This is a genomic window from Caballeronia jiangsuensis (assembly GCF_046030135.1).
Classification (GTDB): domain Bacteria; phylum Pseudomonadota; class Gammaproteobacteria; order Burkholderiales; family Burkholderiaceae; genus Caballeronia; species Caballeronia jiangsuensis.
Genome location: NZ_JAQQDB010000029.1, coordinates 80015 through 96932 on the forward strand (window position 1 = coordinate 80015; position 16918 = coordinate 96932).

The following is a 16918-nucleotide window of genomic DNA, read 5'->3' on the forward strand; positions in this document are numbered from 1 at the left end:
CATGCATATCAATCTTATCCGGTCGGACAAAGAAGCACTCGATATCGCGCGCCGTCTTGCGAGCGAATTCGCCGTCGATGCAGCGCGCCGTGATCGCGAGCGCCATCTGCCTTCGAACGAAGTCGAAACGTTCAGCGCGTCGGGATTGTGGGGCATCAACGTGCCGCGTGCGTTCGGCGGAGCGGATGTTTCGGTTGGCACGATCGTCGATGTGTTCGAGATCATATCGGCGGCCGATTCATCGCTTGGACAAATTCCGCAGAATCATTTCGCCACGCTCGAACGGTTGAAACATGACGGAACGCCGAGCCAGCAGGACTTCTTCTTTTCACGCGCGCTTGCGGGAGAGCGCTTCGGCAATGCTACCGCGGAACCGGGCGACAAGTTGCCGTCGGAACATGAGACGCGTGTGCGTCGCACCGGAAGCGGTTTCGTGCTGTCGGGGCGCAAGGTCTACTCGACGGGCGCGCTCTTCGCGCACTGGATACCGGTGGCCGCGCGTGATGACGATGGCTTGACTGTTACCGCATTCGTCGCACGGCATGCGCGTGGCGTCGAAGTTATCGATGACTGGTCCGGCTTTGGGCAGCGCACGACGGCGAGCGGTCAGGTGCGGCTCGATAATGTCGAGCTGGACGAGTTGCAGATCGTGAAGCGCGGCCGCCGCGCGAATATCGATGCGGCGAACGCGGTCTCGCAACTTATTCATGCGGCGATCGATCTGGGAATCGGGCGCGCAGCGCTCGACGATACGAAGCGGTTTCTGAGAGAGTTGTCGCATCCGGCGCGTGGAAGTGCCGTGACACGCGCGGTCGATGATCCGTTTTCGCTGCGTGATATCGGCGCGCTGACGGTTGAATATCATGCGGCGCAGGCGTTGACGATGCGCGCGGCGGCGCTTGTCGATGCCGCGCGTGGCGAAGCGGAGCGGAGCGATGTGGCTGCTGCTATCGTCGCGACGGCCGAGGCCAAGATACTCACTACGCAATTCGCGCTCGATGCGTCGAACAAGCTTTTTGAATTGGCGGGTACGCAATCGACGCTGGAAAAGCATAACCTCGATCGGCATTGGCGCAATGCGAGAACGCATACGCTGCATGATAGCGTGCGGTGGAAGTATCACGCGGTGGGGCAGTTTGCGTTGAATGAGATGCTTTGTGATCCGTTTACTTATGCGCATCCGTATAGCGCGATTGAGGCGGGAAATGAAGATTGACTGGTGCTGGCGCCAAGTCAACCAAGTTCTTCTCTGACATCGTCCGCTGTCAGGATGCCGCTACTGCAAAAGAGACGCTGTACGCCGTCAGGTCCCAGGGTCAGCTGGTTAGGATCGCGCATCTTTTCATCGACAATCGCAACGATGGCCTCTGCCGTCACCAAGCGAACCTCGCTGATATCGGTCTCCATCTTCAGCTCGCGGATGAGGTCATCGAACTCATCCTGGAACGAACTGGAGATCAAGACATAGTAGAGATTGCGTAGATGCCGATGCCTTTTCAGTTGCCTGCTTTGAGTCGTAATATATTCACGGATGGCCCGATCGTCCGTTCCCATCGTATAGCCACGTTGCCTTGCTTTAGCGTCCCACAGAATTGCATAAGAATAATCCGCCGAGATTGCGAGACCATCCTGCACTCGCCCCTGACCCTGCCCCAGAAGCTGAGCGTCATAGCCCAGTATCGTGAATGCCGCGTGGATACTCTTTTCGAGCGCGCGCGCAATGCTAATACCAGACGTTGCAGCTGCTGTTTCGAGCAATGAATCATTCAGGGCCAGCCGAGGGATGATGCTGACGATCGGGGGAACATAACTGTCCGGCAACTGCGATAGCGCCAGTTCCTTGTCCTTCGCGACCAGTGTCGCGCTCGGCACAGTTTCAGCAAGAGCGATACTCGCAGCAGGGATCACTGCTTTATCGGCATGCTTCTTCGTGTACCACCACACATGCTCCACGTCGTAATACGTGACCGGTCTTCCGAGCGTTTTCGCGAACAGATCACGAACCTCGACATGCAGCTCGACGTATTCGATGTAGGCATCCGCCGGATCGTCGGCAGGCTGATAGAGGTTAAGATCCGAAAGCACCTGCACGCTGTTCGTGTAGTAGATCGGCCATCTCTCCGGCGAGAAAACCTGCCAAAAATAGCTCAGGAAAAACGGAATGCTCGAGATCTTCGGGCGAGCATGTTTGCTGGCACCACCGGCAACGTAGTCCTCTCCGATACGCCTGACGTAGCTCGCAAAGTTACGGATGCGACTTTTCGCTATCGCCTCATCGGCAGGCGCCTGCAAAGCCAGCTTCAACTCCGCAGCGAGTTCGGCTTCATCGACGCAAGCGTTGTATAGCAGATTGAAGAACATCTGCCCTTTGATGCCCTTGAACCCCCAATATTCGTGCCGCTTATTGGTGCGATCGATCTCTGGCTTGAAATCGGCGAGTGACATTGCACCGTCAAAAAAACGGTCGAGCGCGGGACGCAAGATCGAAGCGATTATCGCTCGGCGGTTCTCATCCAGATCGCGGCATTCTTCGACCGGCGTCTTGCCAGTCACGGAGTCGGGCGACGCCGACAGGAAAGCTTCAAGTTCCCTGACGGCGAGCGCCTTTTGAGTTTCGTTCAGTGCTTCCATGGCTCGGAGTGAATCGAGGGCTGGGTCGGTCCGGTAAAGTATCACCTTTGCAACGCCCAGTCATCCCTCCGAACCTGGCAGGACAGAATATCGCAGCTTCCCTCACCGCCCCGCCATCGCCTGCGCATCGAACACCGGATTGAACTCCACATCGACCTTGATCTTGTTCTTGATATCCCCCGACCGGTAAAGCGTATCCGCAATCCGCTGTTCTCTCGCGACGAGCTGCTTATCGAGCGGATAAAAAACCGACCTTCCATTCTCCGCAGAAAACTTCGCCCGCGCCGGGCTCTGCTTCATCTTCTCCAGATAGATCTTCTCGACCGCCGGCACGTTCTGCGACCACCACGTCCACGAATTCTTCAGGCGCCCGAGAAAATCACCTAACGCCTGACTCCTAACCGGATCGCGCAGCACTTCCGTACGCGCCGTGAACACCGACAACGCCGGAATATCGAGTTCATCGCTCTTGATGACGACCCGCGCATCGCCCTTGTCGACGGTCTCCTTCACAGGTCCGAATCCGCCCGAATACACCGCAACCTGCCCCGCATTGAACGCGGACGCCGACACGTTCCCATCGCCGAACTTCACGCCCTGAAAATCCTTCGGCCGCAGATCGGCCTTGTTATACGACAGCACGTATTGCAGATAATTGAAGCCGCCGAAGTTATAGCCCCACGTCTTGCCGCGCAGATCGGCGAGGTTCTTCACGTCGGCTTCCTTGCGCACGACCGTGACGATAGGTGGATAGCTGCTATCGGGATTGCGCCATCCCGCGATGATCTGCAACGGAGCCGTCTCCGGCGTCCAGGCTGCGCGCGCATTGCCCTGCTCGATGATGAGCGACGTATCGCCCATCAACCCCACATCGAGCACTTTCGAATAGAGCGCGGAGAGCTGCGCGGCAGGCCCGGTCAGCACGGCCCATTTAACCTTGTACGGCGCGCCGTCGAGCACGTGCGATGCCTCGACGATCAGCGGCCAAGCGGCGTCCTGCGTGCCGATGGTCAACGTGAGCGGTTCGTCGGCGAATGCGGACGCCGACACGCCGAAAAGACTCGCGACGAATAGCGCGGTAAAGCGTTTCCTGATGCGCATGGATGTGTGGTGAGTGAATGAAATCGTTATGCCGCTTTGCGCGGCGAATCTTGCGTGACGCCGAGTTCGGCGAGCAGCCGCGTTCTGAGCGCAATGGATGCTTCGTCGCTGCGCGAGCGCGGACGCGGAAAATCGACGACCACATCCGCGCTGATCTCGCCTTGCGACAGCACGACGATACGATCCGACAGCAAAATCGCCTCGTCGATGTCATGTGTGACGAGCACGACCGCCGGCGTATGTGCGCGCCACAAGCGCGCGACGAGTTCGTACATGCGGATGCGCGTGAGCGCGTCGAGCGCGGCGAAGGGTTCATCGAGCAACAGCAGCTTCGGCTCTCGCACGAGCGCACGCGCCAGTGCAACGCGCTGCGCTTCGCCGCCGGAAAGCGTCTTCGGCCAGCCATCGGCATGGGTCGCGAGTCCGACTTCATCGAGCGCGGCCAGTGCGGAAGGCTTCGCGGCGCTGAGGCGGTCATGACCGATCACGACGTTCTCCCACACGCGCTTCGCCGGCACGAGACGCGGTTCCTGGAACACAACAGAGCGCGCACCCGCGACACGCACACGGCCGCTGTCGGCCTGATCGAGGCCTGCAAGAATGCGCAGGAGCGTCGTCTTGCCCGCGCCCGATGCGCCGAGCATCGATACGAACTGGCCGCGTCTTACGTTGAGCGATACATCCTTCAGCACCGCGCGGCCCGCGAACACGCGGCTCACGCCATCGAGTTCGAGCGCGGTCTCGCGTTCGTCGCGCACGGACCTGGCGTATGCGTTATCAGGCGAGTTCAAAGCGCGGCCTCCAAGGAAGAGCGAGATGTTCGAGCGCACGCATGATGAGATCGGTCACGATGCCGAGCGCCGCATACACGAGAATGCCCGCGATGATGATGTCCGCGCGCTGGTTCTGGTTCGCGTTCACGAGGATGTAGCCGATGCCGTTCTGCGCGTTGATCTGCTCCGCGACCACGAGCGCGAGCAACGCCACCGCCGACGAGTAGCGCACGCCGACGAGTATCGAAGGCAGTGCCGTCGGCAGAATGATGCGCAGCGCGATCTGCCGGCTCGACAGACCGAACACGTTCGCCGCTTCGAGCAGTTTCGGATCGACACCGCGCACGCCCGCATAGGTGTTGAGATACATCGGGAAAATGGTGGCCGCGAGGATCACCGCGACCTTCGCGCCTTCGCCGATGCCGAACCACGTGATAAAAAGCGGAATCAGCGCGATGAACGGAATCGTGCGCAGCATCTGCAATGGCGCATCGACGATTTCCTCACCCACACGCCACAGCCCCGCAAAAAGACCCGCCAGCAAGCCGATGCCGCCACCGATCGCGAGGCCCGTCGCCGCGCGCACGAGCGACACGCCGATCGCGCTTTGCAATTCGCCATCGGCGATCAGTTCCTTCAATGCTCCGATGATGACCGTGGGCGACGGCAAGGTTTCAGGCGCGACGAGTTGCAGCGACGACGCGAGCTGCCACAACACGATGATCGCGAGCGGCACGCCGACACGCAACGCCCGCGAGCGCAGCAGGGACCATTGCAGCACGGTGCGGCGGCGCACTTCGCGCGTCGGCAGATCGATGAGCGCGCGTGGATCGACGGCGCGTGCATCGGCGCCATGAGTGCGATCAGGCGTCGTGCCCGGATCGAGCCCGAGCGCGGCGGATGGAAAGCGTGGGACGTTCATGGGCGTTCGTCGGAATCCGAAAGGAATGGAACATCCGATGGTACGGTCGCATGTCCTCACGTCAAACGAACGCTTTGCAAGATGCTATGCGCACTCCGCGTCATTTGGATTCCAACGATCCGATAAAGGCGCGAACCGTGCATTGCTTAGCAGATTCGCTTCGTTGGCGAATGTGGCGCGCTCCCCTAACGTATGCGGATGATGTCTTGGGGATATCAGACAGCCTATTTTCAGGGAGTATCGATCTTGTCTCGATTCATTTCATCGCGCGGGCCACGGGTGGTCGGCATCGGCGGCACGACGCGGCCTCAATCATCGACCGAACGGGCACTCGCATTCGCATTGCGCGGCGCACAGGAAAGCGGCGCGAGCGTGCAGCTGTTCGGCGGCGCGTTCCTGCATAGCCTGCCGCACTATGCGCCGGAATCGCGCGAACTCACCGACGAGCAACATGAACTCATCGAGGCCGTGCGCGCGGCCGATGCGCTCATCATCGCGACGCCCGGCTATCACGGCGGCATCTCGGGCCTCGTCAAGAACGCGCTCGATACGCTGGAGGAACTGCGGCTCGACGAGCGCCCTTATCTCGACGGACGCGCGGTCGGCAGTATCGTCACGGCATATGGATGGCAGGCGGCGGGCACGGTGCTCACTTCGCTGCGCTCGATCGTGCACGCGTTGCGCGGCTGGCCGACGCCTTTCGGTGCGACGATCAACACGCTGGAGACGCGCTTCGAATCAGCCGATACCTGTTCAGATCCGAAGGTCGTCGAGCAGCTTCGCACCGTGGGGAAACAGGCGTCGAGCTTCGCGCTGGCGTTCGGTGCGGTGCGGGCGGACGCGTATCACGAAGTGGAACTCGCACAGCATTGAGTCACCGACGATAAAGCTGCGCATCGCGCGCAGCTTGTCTCTTTCGTTTCAGTGCAGCGGCGATTCGCTGGGCAACTGGAACGCATCGACGGTATAGCCCATGTTGAAATAGCCCGCGCGTGCATAGGCAGAGATGTGTTCGAGCTGTTCCGCGCGCGTGGTTTCGCTGACGGCGTGCGCGTCCTGCGCCGCCGATTCTTTCGTGAAGTGCTTACGCACGCGCCCGGCCGGCGCCGATAGCGCCTGCCAATAGTGAGTCAGGAATTGCGGCATGGCTCGCCCCCTCGGTGCACGAATAGCTCAACTCTAGGCTGTCAAAATCGTTTGGACAAACAAGGTTTTCTGCAATGCATTGCAGGGCGCACCGGGTTGGCGCATGGGCCGTAGTTCAAATGATCGCGCGTATCACTTCGCACCATCAAGAATCGGATGCGACTGCCCCGCTATCGGCCGCCCGCGATTATCGGTCGGCACGAGTTGCGTCTGGAACGCGACGAAGAGCGCCTGAAACTTGCCATCCACTTCGATCATCACCGCGCCGTCCTGAAACACGCCGTTCTCGTTCGAATGGTCCTTGATATGGCTGCCCTTGCCCGGCTTCGGGTTGCCCTGATTCATGTGCGTTTCGTGCAGCCCGTCTTTGCCCGGTTCGAACAGGAAGCCGAAGCCGTAGACGGTGACTTGTTTCGCGGGCTTCCATCCGAGGCGATCGTCGCTATAAGCGGGCGTCTTGTAGACATAGTCGATGCCGCTCGACGACATATCGAGTTGCAGCATCTCGTTGAGCAGCGCGTTGATATCGTTGTGCTCGTCCTTGGTGTCGAGCGGAATTGGACGCATCGCCGTGAGATCGAGAAGGCGCTTGTCGTGCACGTAATCGAGCTTCGGGAAATTCGATGTGGCGATGCCCGCAGGCAGCCTGGCGAGATCGGCGGTCATCGGATGATCGAAATATTGATCCCACAGATACAGCACGAGATAGCCCGCCGGGCCCGTCAACGAGCTGTCCGATTTCACATTGGTGACGATGTTGAATGGCTTGCCATTCGTGTCTTCACCGACGATCACATAATGCGGATCGCCCTTGTAATTCTGGAGATAGGGAACGCCGAGCGTGACCGTGCCCTTGAACAGAACATATTCATTGCGCGCCATGATGCTGCTCCATGAAGTGAACGATCATTTGATTCGACAAGTGTGACATTCCTGCGATCGAAACGTGATTGAGCGGAACACGTCTTGCTGAAACGCAATTCGGAAATGCCGCCGTCATCGAGCGCTCCACAATGAAACTGTCATTGGGTACACTAGGATCCGCCTGCACGACGCACCGCGCACATTCACACGAACAGAAAAAAAGTCGGAGCCAGTTTGAGGAAGCGAGCCACGGTCATCTGTCGAAAAGGCAACCGGATATTGCTGGTTGCGCGACGTCGCACCAAATGGGCGCTGCCCGGCGGCATGCTCAAGCGAGGCGAGCATCTGCCGGACGCCGCGCTGCGCGAGCTCAAGGAAGAGACACGTCTCGCAGGCAAGTCGGCAAAATTTCTGTTCCACCATCGGGGACGGCAGAAGCACCATCACGTCTTCTTCTGCGATGTGCCGAAAAGCGCGAAGCCCCGCGCGAGCAACGAAATATCGCGGTGTCGCTGGGTCCACGTATCCGAGATCCCACGGCTCGCCACCACTGCGCCGACCAGGCTGATCGTCAAAGCGCTCGGCGACGAAAAGCGCAAGCGCTGAGCCTTCATCGCTCGCGGCGACGAAATCGTCAAGCGCCCTGCTGTTTCGCATCGCCGTACACGACGCGCACCGCAGGCACGAACCACGCGAGACACAAGCCGACGAATGCCGCCATCGCGGCCACCACGAGCCCGACGTGAATCGATGCGACCAGCGCCATGCGCGCCGAATGCATCATCGCATCGCCCGACTGGCCCGCGGCGACGAGGCGTTCGATCAGCGCCGACTGTTCCGCACGATCGATCAGCAGATCCGGGCTCGCGAACGATTTGAGCCACTGCGTCGCCTGATACGCATCCAGCGGACGATGCACGTTGCGCGCATAGAAGTGCCCGAGCAATGCGCCCGTGATCGCGGTGCCGAGCATGCCGCCGAAAATGCGCAGCGATTGCAGCAATGCCGTGACCGCGCCGATCTGATCGTGCGCGACGATCTGTTGCGAGCAGATCGTGAGATTCGTCGCGACGAGCCCGAGGCCGAGTCCGCTCGCGCCCATGCACGCCATCCACACGGCATGCGGCTCATGGCCGTTGAGCGACACGAGCGCGAGACAGCCTGCCACGCACAGCGCAAAGCCCGCATACATCAGCACGTTGGCGCGCGGGATGCGGGTGACGATGCGATTGTTGAGCATGCTGCCGACGCTGGTGCCGAGCAGGAGCGGCGTGATCAGCATGCCCGAATCGTGCGGCGACATGCCGTAGCCGCCCTGAAACAGCAGCGGAATGTAGAAGGCCATCGAGAAGAGCGCGAAGCCGCCGAGCACGGAGATCGCGAACAGCGCGGCGAGCTTGCGGTCGACGAGCACATCGACGGGCACGACGGGATAGCCCATGCGCTTTTCCCAGAAGTACAGCGTCGCGCCGAACACCAGTGTGATGAGCGCGAGCACGATCGTCATGCCGCTCACGCCTTCCTTCGGCAACAGTTCGATCAGCAGTTGCAAGGCGCCGAGCGTCACCGCGACGACACACGCGCCGAGCCAGTCGAGCTGAATCCGTCCGCGCGCCTTCAGACGATGCAGATTCGGCACGAACAACAGCACGAACATCAGCGAGACGATGCCGATGGGCACGTTGACGAAGAACACGAGCCGCCAGCCGCGCATCTGCGTGAGCATGCCGCCGAGCGTCGGGCCGATGACGTTGGCCACGCCGAATGTCGACGTGACGAGCACGAGCCAGCGCAGACGCAGCTTCGGATCGGGAAAGAGATCGGCCACGGCGGCGAATACCGTCCCGAGCAGAATGCCGCCGCCGATGCCCTGCACGCCGCGCGCGATCACGAGAAACAACATGCTGTTCGCGAAGCCGCACAGCACGGACGCCAGCGTGAACAGCACGATGGCCGCGAGCAGAAAAGGCTTGCGTCCGTACAGATCGCCGAGCCGCCCGAAAATCGGAATCGTGATAACGGATGCGAGCATGTACGAGGTCGCGACCCACGCGTACAGATCGAAGCCCTTCAGTTCCGCGACGATGCGCGGCATCGCGGTGCCGACGATGGTCTGGTCGAGCGCGACCAGCATCGTGACGAAGGCGATGCCGAGCATCGCGAGCAGCGATTCGCGAAACGGCAGACGCTGCCGTTCCGGATCGTGAACGTCAGCGAACGAGTTCATGACGGGCGCGAGCACGCAAGTTGTTACGCGCTCGCGAGCGGGAGCTTACTGCCCGCCTTCCTGAATCGTCAGAACATTCTTCACGGACGTGACGCCGCTCACGCCTTTCGCGATCGACACGGCCTTGTCGATCTGCTCCGCGTCGGCGGCGTGTCCGGCAAGCGTGATCGCGCCGTTCTTCGCGATCACATCGATGCCGTTCAGATCGACGCCTCCTTTCTGCATCGCCTGCGACACTTTCCTGCTGAGCGCATGGTTGGCCTTGCGGGCCGCCGATTTCGAGCTTCCGGCGCTCGCCGAAGGCGTTGCGGACTGGGTCGGGGCCGCATCGCTGGTCTGGGACCATGCGTTGACGGAGAAGGCAATCGCTGATGCAACGGCGGCAAGTCTGAGCGCATTGATCGTTTTCATCGCTTGGCTCCAGGTTGGCTTCATTGACTGTGGTGGCACGAGGGCACGATGCATTCTAGTCGCGGCTTCGCCATATCGCAGGAATTCGGGCCATTCATTTCGCGAACGCGCGCAATTCGGCGGATGACAGGAACAAATCCCCGTTGTCCGCGAGCCTTTCGACCATGAAGTCAATGAACGTTCGCACTCGAAGCGGCTGCTCCGTCCGATGCCGGTAGTAGATGTAGATCGATTCGCGCTGCGTCAGATGCCGCGTGAGCAAAGGTACGAGCCGCCCTTCGCGGATATGCGTGACCGCCGAGAAACTCCCGAGCTGGCCGATCGCGAGACCGGCGAGCACCGCGTCGGCTTCCGCATCGATATCGTTGGTGCAGAGCGCCGCCGCGATCTCGCGATAGACGATCTCATCGCCGATCATGAATTCCCACGGCGCCTGCTTGCCCGTGTTCGCGCGGCGATAGCCGGTGCAACGATGCGACGCGAGATCGTCGACGGTACGCGGCGCGCCGTGTCGTTCGATATACGCAGGCGACGTGCACACGATGAGCTGGATCGGCACGAGCCGCCTTGCAATCGCGCCGCCAGCGGGCGCCGAGCCGCCGCGCAAACCGACATCGGCGCGTTCCTCGACGAGATCGGTGAAATGGTCGTCGAAACGCACATCGAGTTCGACGTCCGGATAGAGCGCCGCGAACGCCAGCACCGGCGGCCACAACGCGCGCCCGAGCGCTTTCGGCGCGCTGATGCGCAACGGACCGGCGATGTCTTCCTTTGCGCTCTTCGCATCCGCGATCGCCGATGTGAGCATCGCGAGGGCCGGCTCGACGTTCTGCAGGAGCCTTTGCCCTTCCTCGGTCAGCGAGAGCTTGCGCGTCGTGCGATGAAACAACCGCACACCGAGCGACTTTTCGAGCTGCATCACCGCGTGACTCGCGGCTTGCGGCGAAATCCCCTGATCAATGGCCGCACGCCGCAGACTACCGAGCGTGGCGGCGCGCACGAAGATCGATATCGCGCGGACCTCGTTCATGGACGCCCCGATTCGCAAATTAAAGTTGATTATCAGTCTAGCGTTTGACGGCTAGTTCGTGCGAATCGGACGCCCTATGCTTCGTTTCACGTTCACCACCACCGACACAACGGAGCACATCATGAGCAACGCAACCCAACAGCAATACAAGCGCGTCTGGTTCATTACGGGCGCATCGCGCGGCCTCGGCGCGCTGATCGCCCGCGCGGCGCTCGACGACGGCAACGCGGTCGTCGCCGCAGGCCGCAATGTCGCGGCGATCGTCGAGCGCCTCGGCGAATCGCCCGCGCTGCTGCCGGTCGCGCTCGACGTCACGAGCGAAGCACAGGCCAAGGCGGCCGTCGAAGCCGCCGTCGCGAAGTTCGGCCGCATCGACGTGCTGATCAACAACGCGGGCTTCGGGCTGCTCGCGGCCGTCGAAGAATCGAGCGACGCCGACGTGCGCCGCATGTTCGACACCAATGTCTTCGGCCTTCTCAACGTGACGCGCGCCGTGCTGCCCGTGATGCGCAAGCAGAAGAGCGGCCACGTCGTGAACATGTCGTCGATAGGCGGTTATCGCTCGGCAGCGGGATTCGGCGTCTATTGCTCGACGAAATTCGCCGTCGAAGGCATCACCGAAGCGTTGCATGCGGAACTGCAACCGCTCGGCATTCACGCGACAGTCGTCGAGCCGGGTTACTTTCGCACGGACTTTCTGGATGCGTCGTCGCTTCTCGTGGGCAAGGAAATCATCGACGATTACGATGCGACTTCCGGCAATGTGCGGCGCTTCGCTGTGGGCATGAATCACAATCAGCCGGGCGATCCCGAGAAGCTCGCGACCGCGCTCGTCACGCTCGCCGATGAGCAAACGCCGCCGCTGCGTCTCGCACTCGGCACCGACACGCTGAAGGCCATCGCGGAAAAGAACGCGTACGTCACGGCGGAAACGGAAAGCTGGCGCGCGTTGTCGGCTTCGACGGACTTCGCGGCCTGATCGATTGCACATAACACCGCGACCATTTTCAGCATAATTCCGCGGGCATGAATCAGGCGGCATAAGGCTTGAGCGGCATCGTCGGAAAAGGCCCTGCGTTGACCATCGCAATATCCGTCCGTATATTGCGATGACACAGGGCCACGACGAACGACAAGATGCCCCCCACGCCAGAGGTCAAGCCGCACGATGTCCAGGGAAAGCATCGACTCGCACATGATTCGTGTGCTGCATACGCTCCTTACCGAGTCGAGCGTGTCGCGCGCCGCCAGTCTGCTCGGACAATCGCAGCCTACGGTAAGCATTGCATTGCGCCGCTTACGCGAAATCACCGGTGATCCTTTGCTGGTGCGTAGCGGCAGCCGCATGGTGCCGACGAGCCACGCGCTCACGCTGATCGAGCCGGCCGCGCAGGCGCTCAGCAACATCGACGCGATCCTGCATCCGAACACCACGTTCGATCCCGTCGCGAGCACGCGCACGTTTCGCATCGGCTCGCCGGATTATCTCGACGTGTTCTTCGTGCCCGCCGTCATCGATGCGTTTCATCAGGCCGCGCCGCTCGCGAAGCTCGAATTCAAGCATCTGATGATGGTGGACGGCGGCTATGAGAACGGGCTCGAAACGGGCCTGCTCGATCTCGTCATCGGCAACTGGAGGACGCCGCCGGAGCATCTGCATCTGCAGCCGTTGTGCAAGGACGAACTCGTGTGCCTGATGCGCTCGGATCATCCCATCGGCAATGGCGCGCTCACGCGCGATGCGTACGAAAGCGCCGAGCATCTTTCGGTCACGACGTACAACACGACGGCATGGGGCACCATCGACACGGAACTCGCGCGCAACGGCCTCACGCGCACCGTGACGACCACGCTGCCCTACTTCGGCATGGCGCCGTATGTGCTCGTGCGTTCCGATCTTCTCTTCACGACGACGCGCGCGCTCGCATCGCACTATGCGCGCATTCTGCCGTTGCGCATCGAGCCGATTCCCGGCGAAACGAATGCATTGACCTACTATCAACTGTGGCACGAGAGAACGCATCGCAGTGCCGCGACGCGCTGGCTGCGCAAGCTCGTGACGACCGTTTCGCGCACGCTCGTCAGCGACGTCGCCTGAAAAGCAAAAAAACGCCGCGTACAAAGCGCGGCGTCAATGCGTTCAACCGATGAACAAAGCGACAGGCCCTCGGTGCATCATCGGTGAACGCGACGCGGGTCGGTCAGAAGCAAGCTGCGTCGTTATCGTTGTTCGATCGTCGGTTCAGAAGCATCCCGCCGCCATCGCCTTGATGAGCGCGGCCTTGCCTTGCGTCGCCGCGCCGAGCAATGCGAAGCCGAGCGCGCGCTTGTCGGCGGCGTGTTCGCACAGCGCGGCAAGGCCGTCGAGCGGATCGTCGCTCGCGGGAGCAAAACGCCATGTGCCGGATTCATTCGGTGGCACGACGACCGTCGGCGATGCGGGCGATTTCACCGTGATCGGCATGACCGGAAAATCGACGCGCGTCGGCTCGCCGGCGAGCGTGCGCGCGAGTGCGCGCGCCGCATGCATGATCGGCAGGACATACGGCTGCACCTTGCCTTCGATCGCCGCGCAATCGCCCAATGCATAGATATCGGGCGCGCTGGTTCTGCACCACGCGTCGGTGCGAATGCCGATGTCGATATCGAGCCCCGCCTGCGCAGCCAGTTCGGTGCGAGGGGCAAGACCGATCGCCGATAACACCACATCCGCGGCGATGACTTCGCCGTCGTTAAACGTGACGTCGTAGCCCGATTCACGCCTGTTCACGCTCGCAACCGATTGTCCCAGGCGCAGGCGAATACCATGACGATCCAGCGCTCGCGCGAATGCGTCGCCGGCGAGTTCGGGAAGCAATCGCGACAGCGGCGTGGCCGCGGGATCGATCAGGGTCACGTCATAGCCCGCGAGCGCGAGATCGTTGGCGAACTCGCAGCCGATCAATCCCGCGCCGAGCAGCGCGATCGATTTCGCGCCTTCGATACGCGCCCTGAATCGCGTGTAATCGTCGAGACTGTTCACGGAAAGCACGTCGGACGCGCCATCGCCGACAAGCGGAATACGGCGTGCGTCCGCGCCCAGCGCGAGCACGAGTTTCGCGTAACGAAGCGGCGCGCCGTTGACGATCACCTCATGCGCGTCGGCTGCGATGCGCTCCACCTTGCGATGCGTGATGATGCCCGCGTTCAGTTGCGCGCGCATCGCGCCGGCATCGAACGTGACGAGTTCGTGCGGCGCCTTCTTCATCGCGAGCGCGTTGGAGAGCGTCGGCTTCGAATAGAAATCGCCGGCATCTTCGCTGATGAGCACGATGGGCACGTTCTTGTCGAGCTTGCGCAGTTCGCGCGCGACCGTATAACCGGCGATGCCCGTGCCGACGATGATCACGCGATCTTCAGTATCAGTGCTCATGCCGTCACCACCTGCATGTCGAAGTCCTGCTTGCCGGTGCCGCAATCGGGGCAGAGCCAGTCGTCGGGCACGTCTTCCCAGCGCGTGCCCGCCGCGATGCCCGCTTCGGGCAAGCCTTGCGTTTCGTCGTAACGAAAGCCGCAAATCACGCATTCCCAGATCTTCATGATGATGTCCTCGGTATGCGTTTCAGCGGACGTAGTTCTGGCCAAGCCCGATCTCGGCGAGCGCGCGGCGATACGCACCCGACGAGCGATCGGCGAGAATGGGCGCTTCGGCGGCGCGATCGATCGGCAAGTCTTCGGGACATTGCAGTTCGACGATCGCGCGGTCTTCTTCGAACACCTGCCGGTTGAACGCGTAGACGTCGTCGAGAGGCAGGTTCTTGTCGAAGTTCCGCGCGATTGGCACGAACAGACGCGTGAGGCGCGCGGACACGGGGCTCGCCGCATTGAGGATCGCGAGCCGACCGCCTTCGGGAAACTGCACGGTGAGACGCGCGAAGAACGGTACATCGACTTCGAACACGCGGCGCCACAGAAAGCCATCGGGCGCGCGATGCTGCATCGACTTCGGGAAGTTGCTCACGGTGCTCACGTATTCGGCGCGCATGCCGTTGTCGCGACGCTCGACCGTATAGTTCGGCACGACGGGATTGCGCCGGTCCGCAAAGCTGTGATGATGAATCCACGCGAAGTGCGCGACATCGATGAAGCCTTCGGTCTGACGCCCCGCCGATGCCTTGATGTCGATGGAAGGTGGCAGGATCTGCTGGAAGCCTTCGGTGTTCCAGGCGGGAAAGTCGGGCAACGGTTGCGCGCCGCCGCCGAGCGAGACCCAGACGAGGCCGTAGGCTTCCTGCGCGGCATACGTCGTCAGGCACAGGCGATCGGGAATCGGGCCGCCTTCCTGCGAAGGAATGTGGTTGCACTTGCCGTTCGCGCCATACGAGAGGCCGTGATACGGGCACACGAGGTTGCCGTTCTCGACCCAGCCCTGGCTCAACGGCGCGCCGCGATGCGGACACACGTCGCGGGCGGCCACGAGCACGCCGTTCGAGCGGAACACGACGAGCGATTCATCGAGCAATTGCGCTCTGAACGGCTTGTCCGCGATATCCGATGCGAACGCGACTGGGTGCCAGTACTGGCTCAGGATCTGCCAGTCATGCGGATCGAACGTGCAGTTGCGAGGAAGGTTGGGTGCGCGCTGGAAGGTGAGCGGCGCGACGGTGGGGGTCGCCATGATTGTTGTCTCCAATCTGCTGGGTCTTGATGGCGGTCTTGCACGGTGCGACCGCCTGGAGATAACGATATCGGTGTGTGGCGTGTCGCCCAATCGCTGGGGGGACATTGAGTCTATGTTTGGGAGGGAATGCGAGAAAGGGAAAGAGCGTTACTCATTGACTGATCTGCTCCCGAACCACACTAACGGGGTCCGTCGGAAACTTCGCTGGATTCTGCGCAGCCGTGCGCTGGTAGGGATCGGACGCATCGATCCGGCACTTCGCCTCGATCGCTGCAGGCCATTGCGGAATCTTGCTGGTCCTGATTGCGAACACGCGACCAATCGAAATGAGCCACACCACCGGCGCGGAGATGTACTGGATGAGCCTCGGCAGTCCGTTGAGGTTTAGGTTCAGCGCGAACAATCCTTCGCGAAATGTTTCACGTCTGCTTGCAACGTCATGGCACCAGTGGACATCGCTATAGACGGCCTTCGGGCCCTCTTCCATGTAGCGACGGACGAACTCCCAGCAGTTTTTAAGCTGGCGAGGATCTTCACTGTCGCCATGCAGGGCAAAGGTCCACTCCACCGTCTTTCGGTCTGCCTTGAGCGCGTGACCGCGAATGTCCCAGATCTGCGGTCCCGAGCCCGGCGTGTACGATCGCCTGCACCGACTGATCGTAAAGAAGAGATCGTCCCACTTCGCCGAGCGAATCACACCGTCAAGGCAGAAGACGTACACCATGCGCTTGCGGTAGTTGAACCGGATGGGGTAATGCGTCCAGCGGAAAGATTCTTTGAGTAGCATCCAGACTAAATAGGCCCAAAGCGGCGAATAGGCGATACACACGATTCCGATCACCATTAGCTCTTGACTCGTCAACGTGAAGTGCCATGTTGGATAAAAGAATACCAGCGACAATAATACAATAGGGAAACAACTGAACAGCAAGCTACCGAACGTCACGTAACCGCGATAGATAAACCATCTATCGACCAGCTCCATGTAGGTGGAGTTGAATTTGACTGTCGACGCGTTATAAAACGGCGTAATATCCAAGCGTTCTTTCTGGCGTAGTTGGTTTTGCCGCTCCTCTGCGGTCAGCATCCTGTTTACAGGATAGCTTTTTTGCGAAATGTCTTGGTAGTTCATTTAAGATCCCGAGAGCGAATG

The 16918-nt window shown here is 61.1% G+C and carries 18 protein-coding genes; 5 read left to right on the forward strand and 13 right to left on the reverse strand.

Annotated elements, in window-relative coordinates; translation table 11 throughout:
• The first annotated feature begins 1 nt into the window (after position 1).
• A complete protein-coding gene (locus tag PQR08_RS26665; protein WP_250486335.1) occupies positions 2–1216 on the forward strand; it encodes an SfnB family sulfur acquisition oxidoreductase in 1215 nt (404 codons plus the stop codon).
• A gap of 17 nt (positions 1217–1233) precedes the next feature.
• On the opposite strand, the gene PQR08_RS26670 is transcribed toward PQR08_RS26665, so the two are convergent.
• From PQR08_RS26670 to PQR08_RS26685, 4 genes are all read right to left on the reverse strand, one after another.
• Entirely contained in the window at positions 1234–2631 is a 1398-nt protein-coding gene (locus PQR08_RS26670; RefSeq protein ID WP_250486336.1) for a restriction endonuclease FokI C-terminal domain-containing protein, read from the reverse strand.
• A gap of 102 nt (positions 2632–2733) precedes the next feature.
• Positions 2734–3732: an ABC transporter substrate-binding protein gene (locus PQR08_RS26675; protein ID WP_250486337.1), complete on the reverse strand. Its 999-nt coding sequence runs from the start codon at positions 3730–3732 to the stop codon at positions 2734–2736.
• 26 nt (positions 3733–3758) lie between these two features.
• On the reverse strand, positions 3759–4523 hold the full coding sequence (locus PQR08_RS26680) for an ABC transporter ATP-binding protein (protein ID WP_187607059.1): 765 nt from the start codon (positions 4521–4523) through the stop codon (positions 3759–3761).
• Positions 4510–5427 (reverse strand): ABC transporter permease, encoded by a 918-nt coding sequence (locus PQR08_RS26685; protein ID WP_408162865.1) that lies wholly within the window; start codon positions 5425–5427, stop codon positions 4510–4512. The genes PQR08_RS26680 and PQR08_RS26685 overlap by 14 nt, the downstream gene beginning before the upstream one ends.
• Before the next feature lie 246 nt (positions 5428–5673).
• Here PQR08_RS26685 and PQR08_RS26690 point away from each other — a divergent pair, with 246 nt between their 5' ends.
• Positions 5674–6300, forward strand: coding sequence for an NADPH-dependent FMN reductase (locus PQR08_RS26690; protein ID WP_250486340.1), 627 nt, complete (start codon positions 5674–5676; stop codon positions 6298–6300).
• A 48-nt stretch (positions 6301–6348) separates the two neighbouring features.
• Here PQR08_RS26690 and PQR08_RS26695 read toward each other — a convergent pair whose 3' ends face one another.
• Positions 6349–6573 carry a hypothetical protein gene (locus PQR08_RS26695; RefSeq protein WP_187607056.1) on the reverse strand — a complete coding sequence of 75 codons (225 nt, stop codon included), beginning with the start codon at positions 6571–6573 and terminating at the stop codon, positions 6349–6351.
• A 132-nt stretch (positions 6574–6705) separates the two neighbouring features.
• Positions 6706–7455 carry a DUF2278 family protein gene (locus PQR08_RS26700; RefSeq protein WP_250486341.1) on the reverse strand — a complete coding sequence of 250 codons (750 nt, stop codon included), beginning with the start codon at positions 7453–7455 and terminating at the stop codon, positions 6706–6708.
• A 216-nt stretch (positions 7456–7671) separates the two neighbouring features.
• Here PQR08_RS26700 and PQR08_RS26705 point away from each other — a divergent pair, with 216 nt between their 5' ends.
• Positions 7672–8043 carry an NUDIX hydrolase gene (locus tag PQR08_RS26705; protein ID WP_238212444.1) on the forward strand — a complete coding sequence of 124 codons (372 nt, stop codon included), beginning with the start codon at positions 7672–7674 and terminating at the stop codon, positions 8041–8043.
• Positions 8044–8071: 28 nt separating this feature from the next.
• Here PQR08_RS26705 and PQR08_RS26710 read toward each other — a convergent pair whose 3' ends face one another.
• The 3 genes from PQR08_RS26710 to PQR08_RS26720 form a co-directional block, all read right to left on the reverse strand.
• Complete coding sequence (locus PQR08_RS26710; RefSeq protein WP_250486342.1) at positions 8072–9664, reverse strand: MFS transporter; 1593 nt, start codon at positions 9662–9664, stop codon at positions 8072–8074.
• 45 nt (positions 9665–9709) lie between these two features.
• A complete protein-coding gene (locus PQR08_RS26715) occupies positions 9710–10075 on the reverse strand; it encodes a BON domain-containing protein (RefSeq protein WP_250486343.1) in 366 nt (121 codons plus the stop codon).
• A gap of 94 nt (positions 10076–10169) precedes the next feature.
• The gene (locus tag PQR08_RS26720) at positions 10170–11105 is read right to left on the reverse strand and encodes a LysR family transcriptional regulator (RefSeq protein ID WP_250486344.1); all 936 of its coding nucleotides are present in this window, start codon (positions 11103–11105) and stop codon (positions 10170–10172) included.
• 121 nt (positions 11106–11226) lie between these two features.
• Between PQR08_RS26720 and PQR08_RS26725 the strand changes: the two genes are divergently transcribed.
• Both PQR08_RS26725 and PQR08_RS26730 read left to right on the forward strand, forming a co-directional pair.
• Positions 11227–12084, forward strand: coding sequence for an oxidoreductase (locus PQR08_RS26725; RefSeq protein ID WP_250486345.1), 858 nt, complete (start codon positions 11227–11229; stop codon positions 12082–12084).
• 189 nt (positions 12085–12273) lie between these two features.
• A complete protein-coding gene (locus tag PQR08_RS26730; protein ID WP_250486346.1) occupies positions 12274–13203 on the forward strand; it encodes a LysR substrate-binding domain-containing protein in 930 nt (309 codons plus the stop codon).
• Between the two features lie 144 nt (positions 13204–13347).
• Here the strand turns inward: PQR08_RS26730 and PQR08_RS26735 are convergent, their stop codons facing one another.
• The 4 genes from PQR08_RS26735 to PQR08_RS26750 all read right to left on the reverse strand — a co-directional run bounded on the left by PQR08_RS26735 (position 13348) and on the right by PQR08_RS26750 (position 16897).
• The gene (locus PQR08_RS26735) at positions 13348–14517 is read right to left on the reverse strand and encodes an FAD-dependent oxidoreductase (RefSeq protein ID WP_250486347.1); all 1170 of its coding nucleotides are present in this window, start codon (positions 14515–14517) and stop codon (positions 13348–13350) included.
• The gene (locus PQR08_RS26740) at positions 14514–14684 is read right to left on the reverse strand and encodes a rubredoxin (protein WP_035510294.1); all 171 of its coding nucleotides are present in this window, start codon (positions 14682–14684) and stop codon (positions 14514–14516) included. Before PQR08_RS26740 ends, PQR08_RS26735 begins: the two co-directional genes overlap by 4 nt.
• 22 nt (positions 14685–14706) lie before the next feature.
• Entirely contained in the window at positions 14707–15762 is a 1056-nt protein-coding gene (locus tag PQR08_RS26745) for a Rieske 2Fe-2S domain-containing protein (protein WP_250486348.1), read from the reverse strand.
• 154 nt (positions 15763–15916) lie between these two features.
• On the reverse strand, positions 15917–16897 hold the full coding sequence (locus PQR08_RS26750; RefSeq protein WP_250486349.1) for a DUF6708 domain-containing protein: 981 nt from the start codon (positions 16895–16897) through the stop codon (positions 15917–15919).
• Positions 16898–16918 lie beyond the last annotated feature (21 nt).

What these genes read in the sequence shown, in the direction of transcription:
- PQR08_RS26715 (WP_250486343.1), bottom strand. Translation starts at nt 10,075, where the DNA reads ATGAAAACGATCAATGCGCTCAGACTTGCCGCCGTTGCATCAGCGATT.
- PQR08_RS26710 (WP_250486342.1), bottom strand. Translation starts at nt 9,664, where the DNA reads ATGAACTCGTTCGCTGACGTTCACGATCCGGAACGGCAGCGTCTGCCG.
- PQR08_RS26665 (WP_250486335.1), top strand. Translation starts at nt 2, where the DNA reads ATGCATATCAATCTTATCCGGTCGGACAAAGAAGCACTCGATATCGCG.
- PQR08_RS26720 (WP_250486344.1), bottom strand. Translation starts at nt 11,105, where the DNA reads ATGAACGAGGTCCGCGCGATATCGATCTTCGTGCGCGCCGCCACGCTC.
- PQR08_RS26745 (WP_250486348.1), bottom strand. Translation starts at nt 15,762, where the DNA reads ATGGCGACCCCCACCGTCGCGCCGCTCACCTTCCAGCGCGCACCCAAC.
- PQR08_RS26675 (WP_250486337.1), bottom strand. Translation starts at nt 3,732, where the DNA reads ATGCGCATCAGGAAACGCTTTACCGCGCTATTCGTCGCGAGTCTTTTC.
- PQR08_RS26740 (WP_035510294.1), bottom strand. Translation starts at nt 14,684, where the DNA reads ATGAAGATCTGGGAATGCGTGATTTGCGGCTTTCGTTACGACGAAACG.
- PQR08_RS26685 (WP_408162865.1), bottom strand. Translation starts at nt 5,427, where the DNA reads ATGAACGTCCCACGCTTTCCATCCGCCGCGCTCGGGCTCGATCCGGGC.
- PQR08_RS26670 (WP_250486336.1), bottom strand. Translation starts at nt 2,631, where the DNA reads ATGGAAGCACTGAACGAAACTCAAAAGGCGCTCGCCGTCAGGGAACTT.
- PQR08_RS26695 (WP_187607056.1), bottom strand. Translation starts at nt 6,573, where the DNA reads ATGCCGCAATTCCTGACTCACTATTGGCAGGCGCTATCGGCGCCGGCC.
- PQR08_RS26700 (WP_250486341.1), bottom strand. Translation starts at nt 7,455, where the DNA reads ATGGCGCGCAATGAATATGTTCTGTTCAAGGGCACGGTCACGCTCGGC.
- PQR08_RS26735 (WP_250486347.1), bottom strand. Translation starts at nt 14,517, where the DNA reads ATGAGCACTGATACTGAAGATCGCGTGATCATCGTCGGCACGGGCATC.
- PQR08_RS26730 (WP_250486346.1), top strand. Translation starts at nt 12,274, where the DNA reads ATGTCCAGGGAAAGCATCGACTCGCACATGATTCGTGTGCTGCATACG.
- PQR08_RS26750 (WP_250486349.1), bottom strand. Translation starts at nt 16,897, where the DNA reads ATGAACTACCAAGACATTTCGCAAAAAAGCTATCCTGTAAACAGGATG.
- PQR08_RS26725 (WP_250486345.1), top strand. Translation starts at nt 11,227, where the DNA reads ATGAGCAACGCAACCCAACAGCAATACAAGCGCGTCTGGTTCATTACG.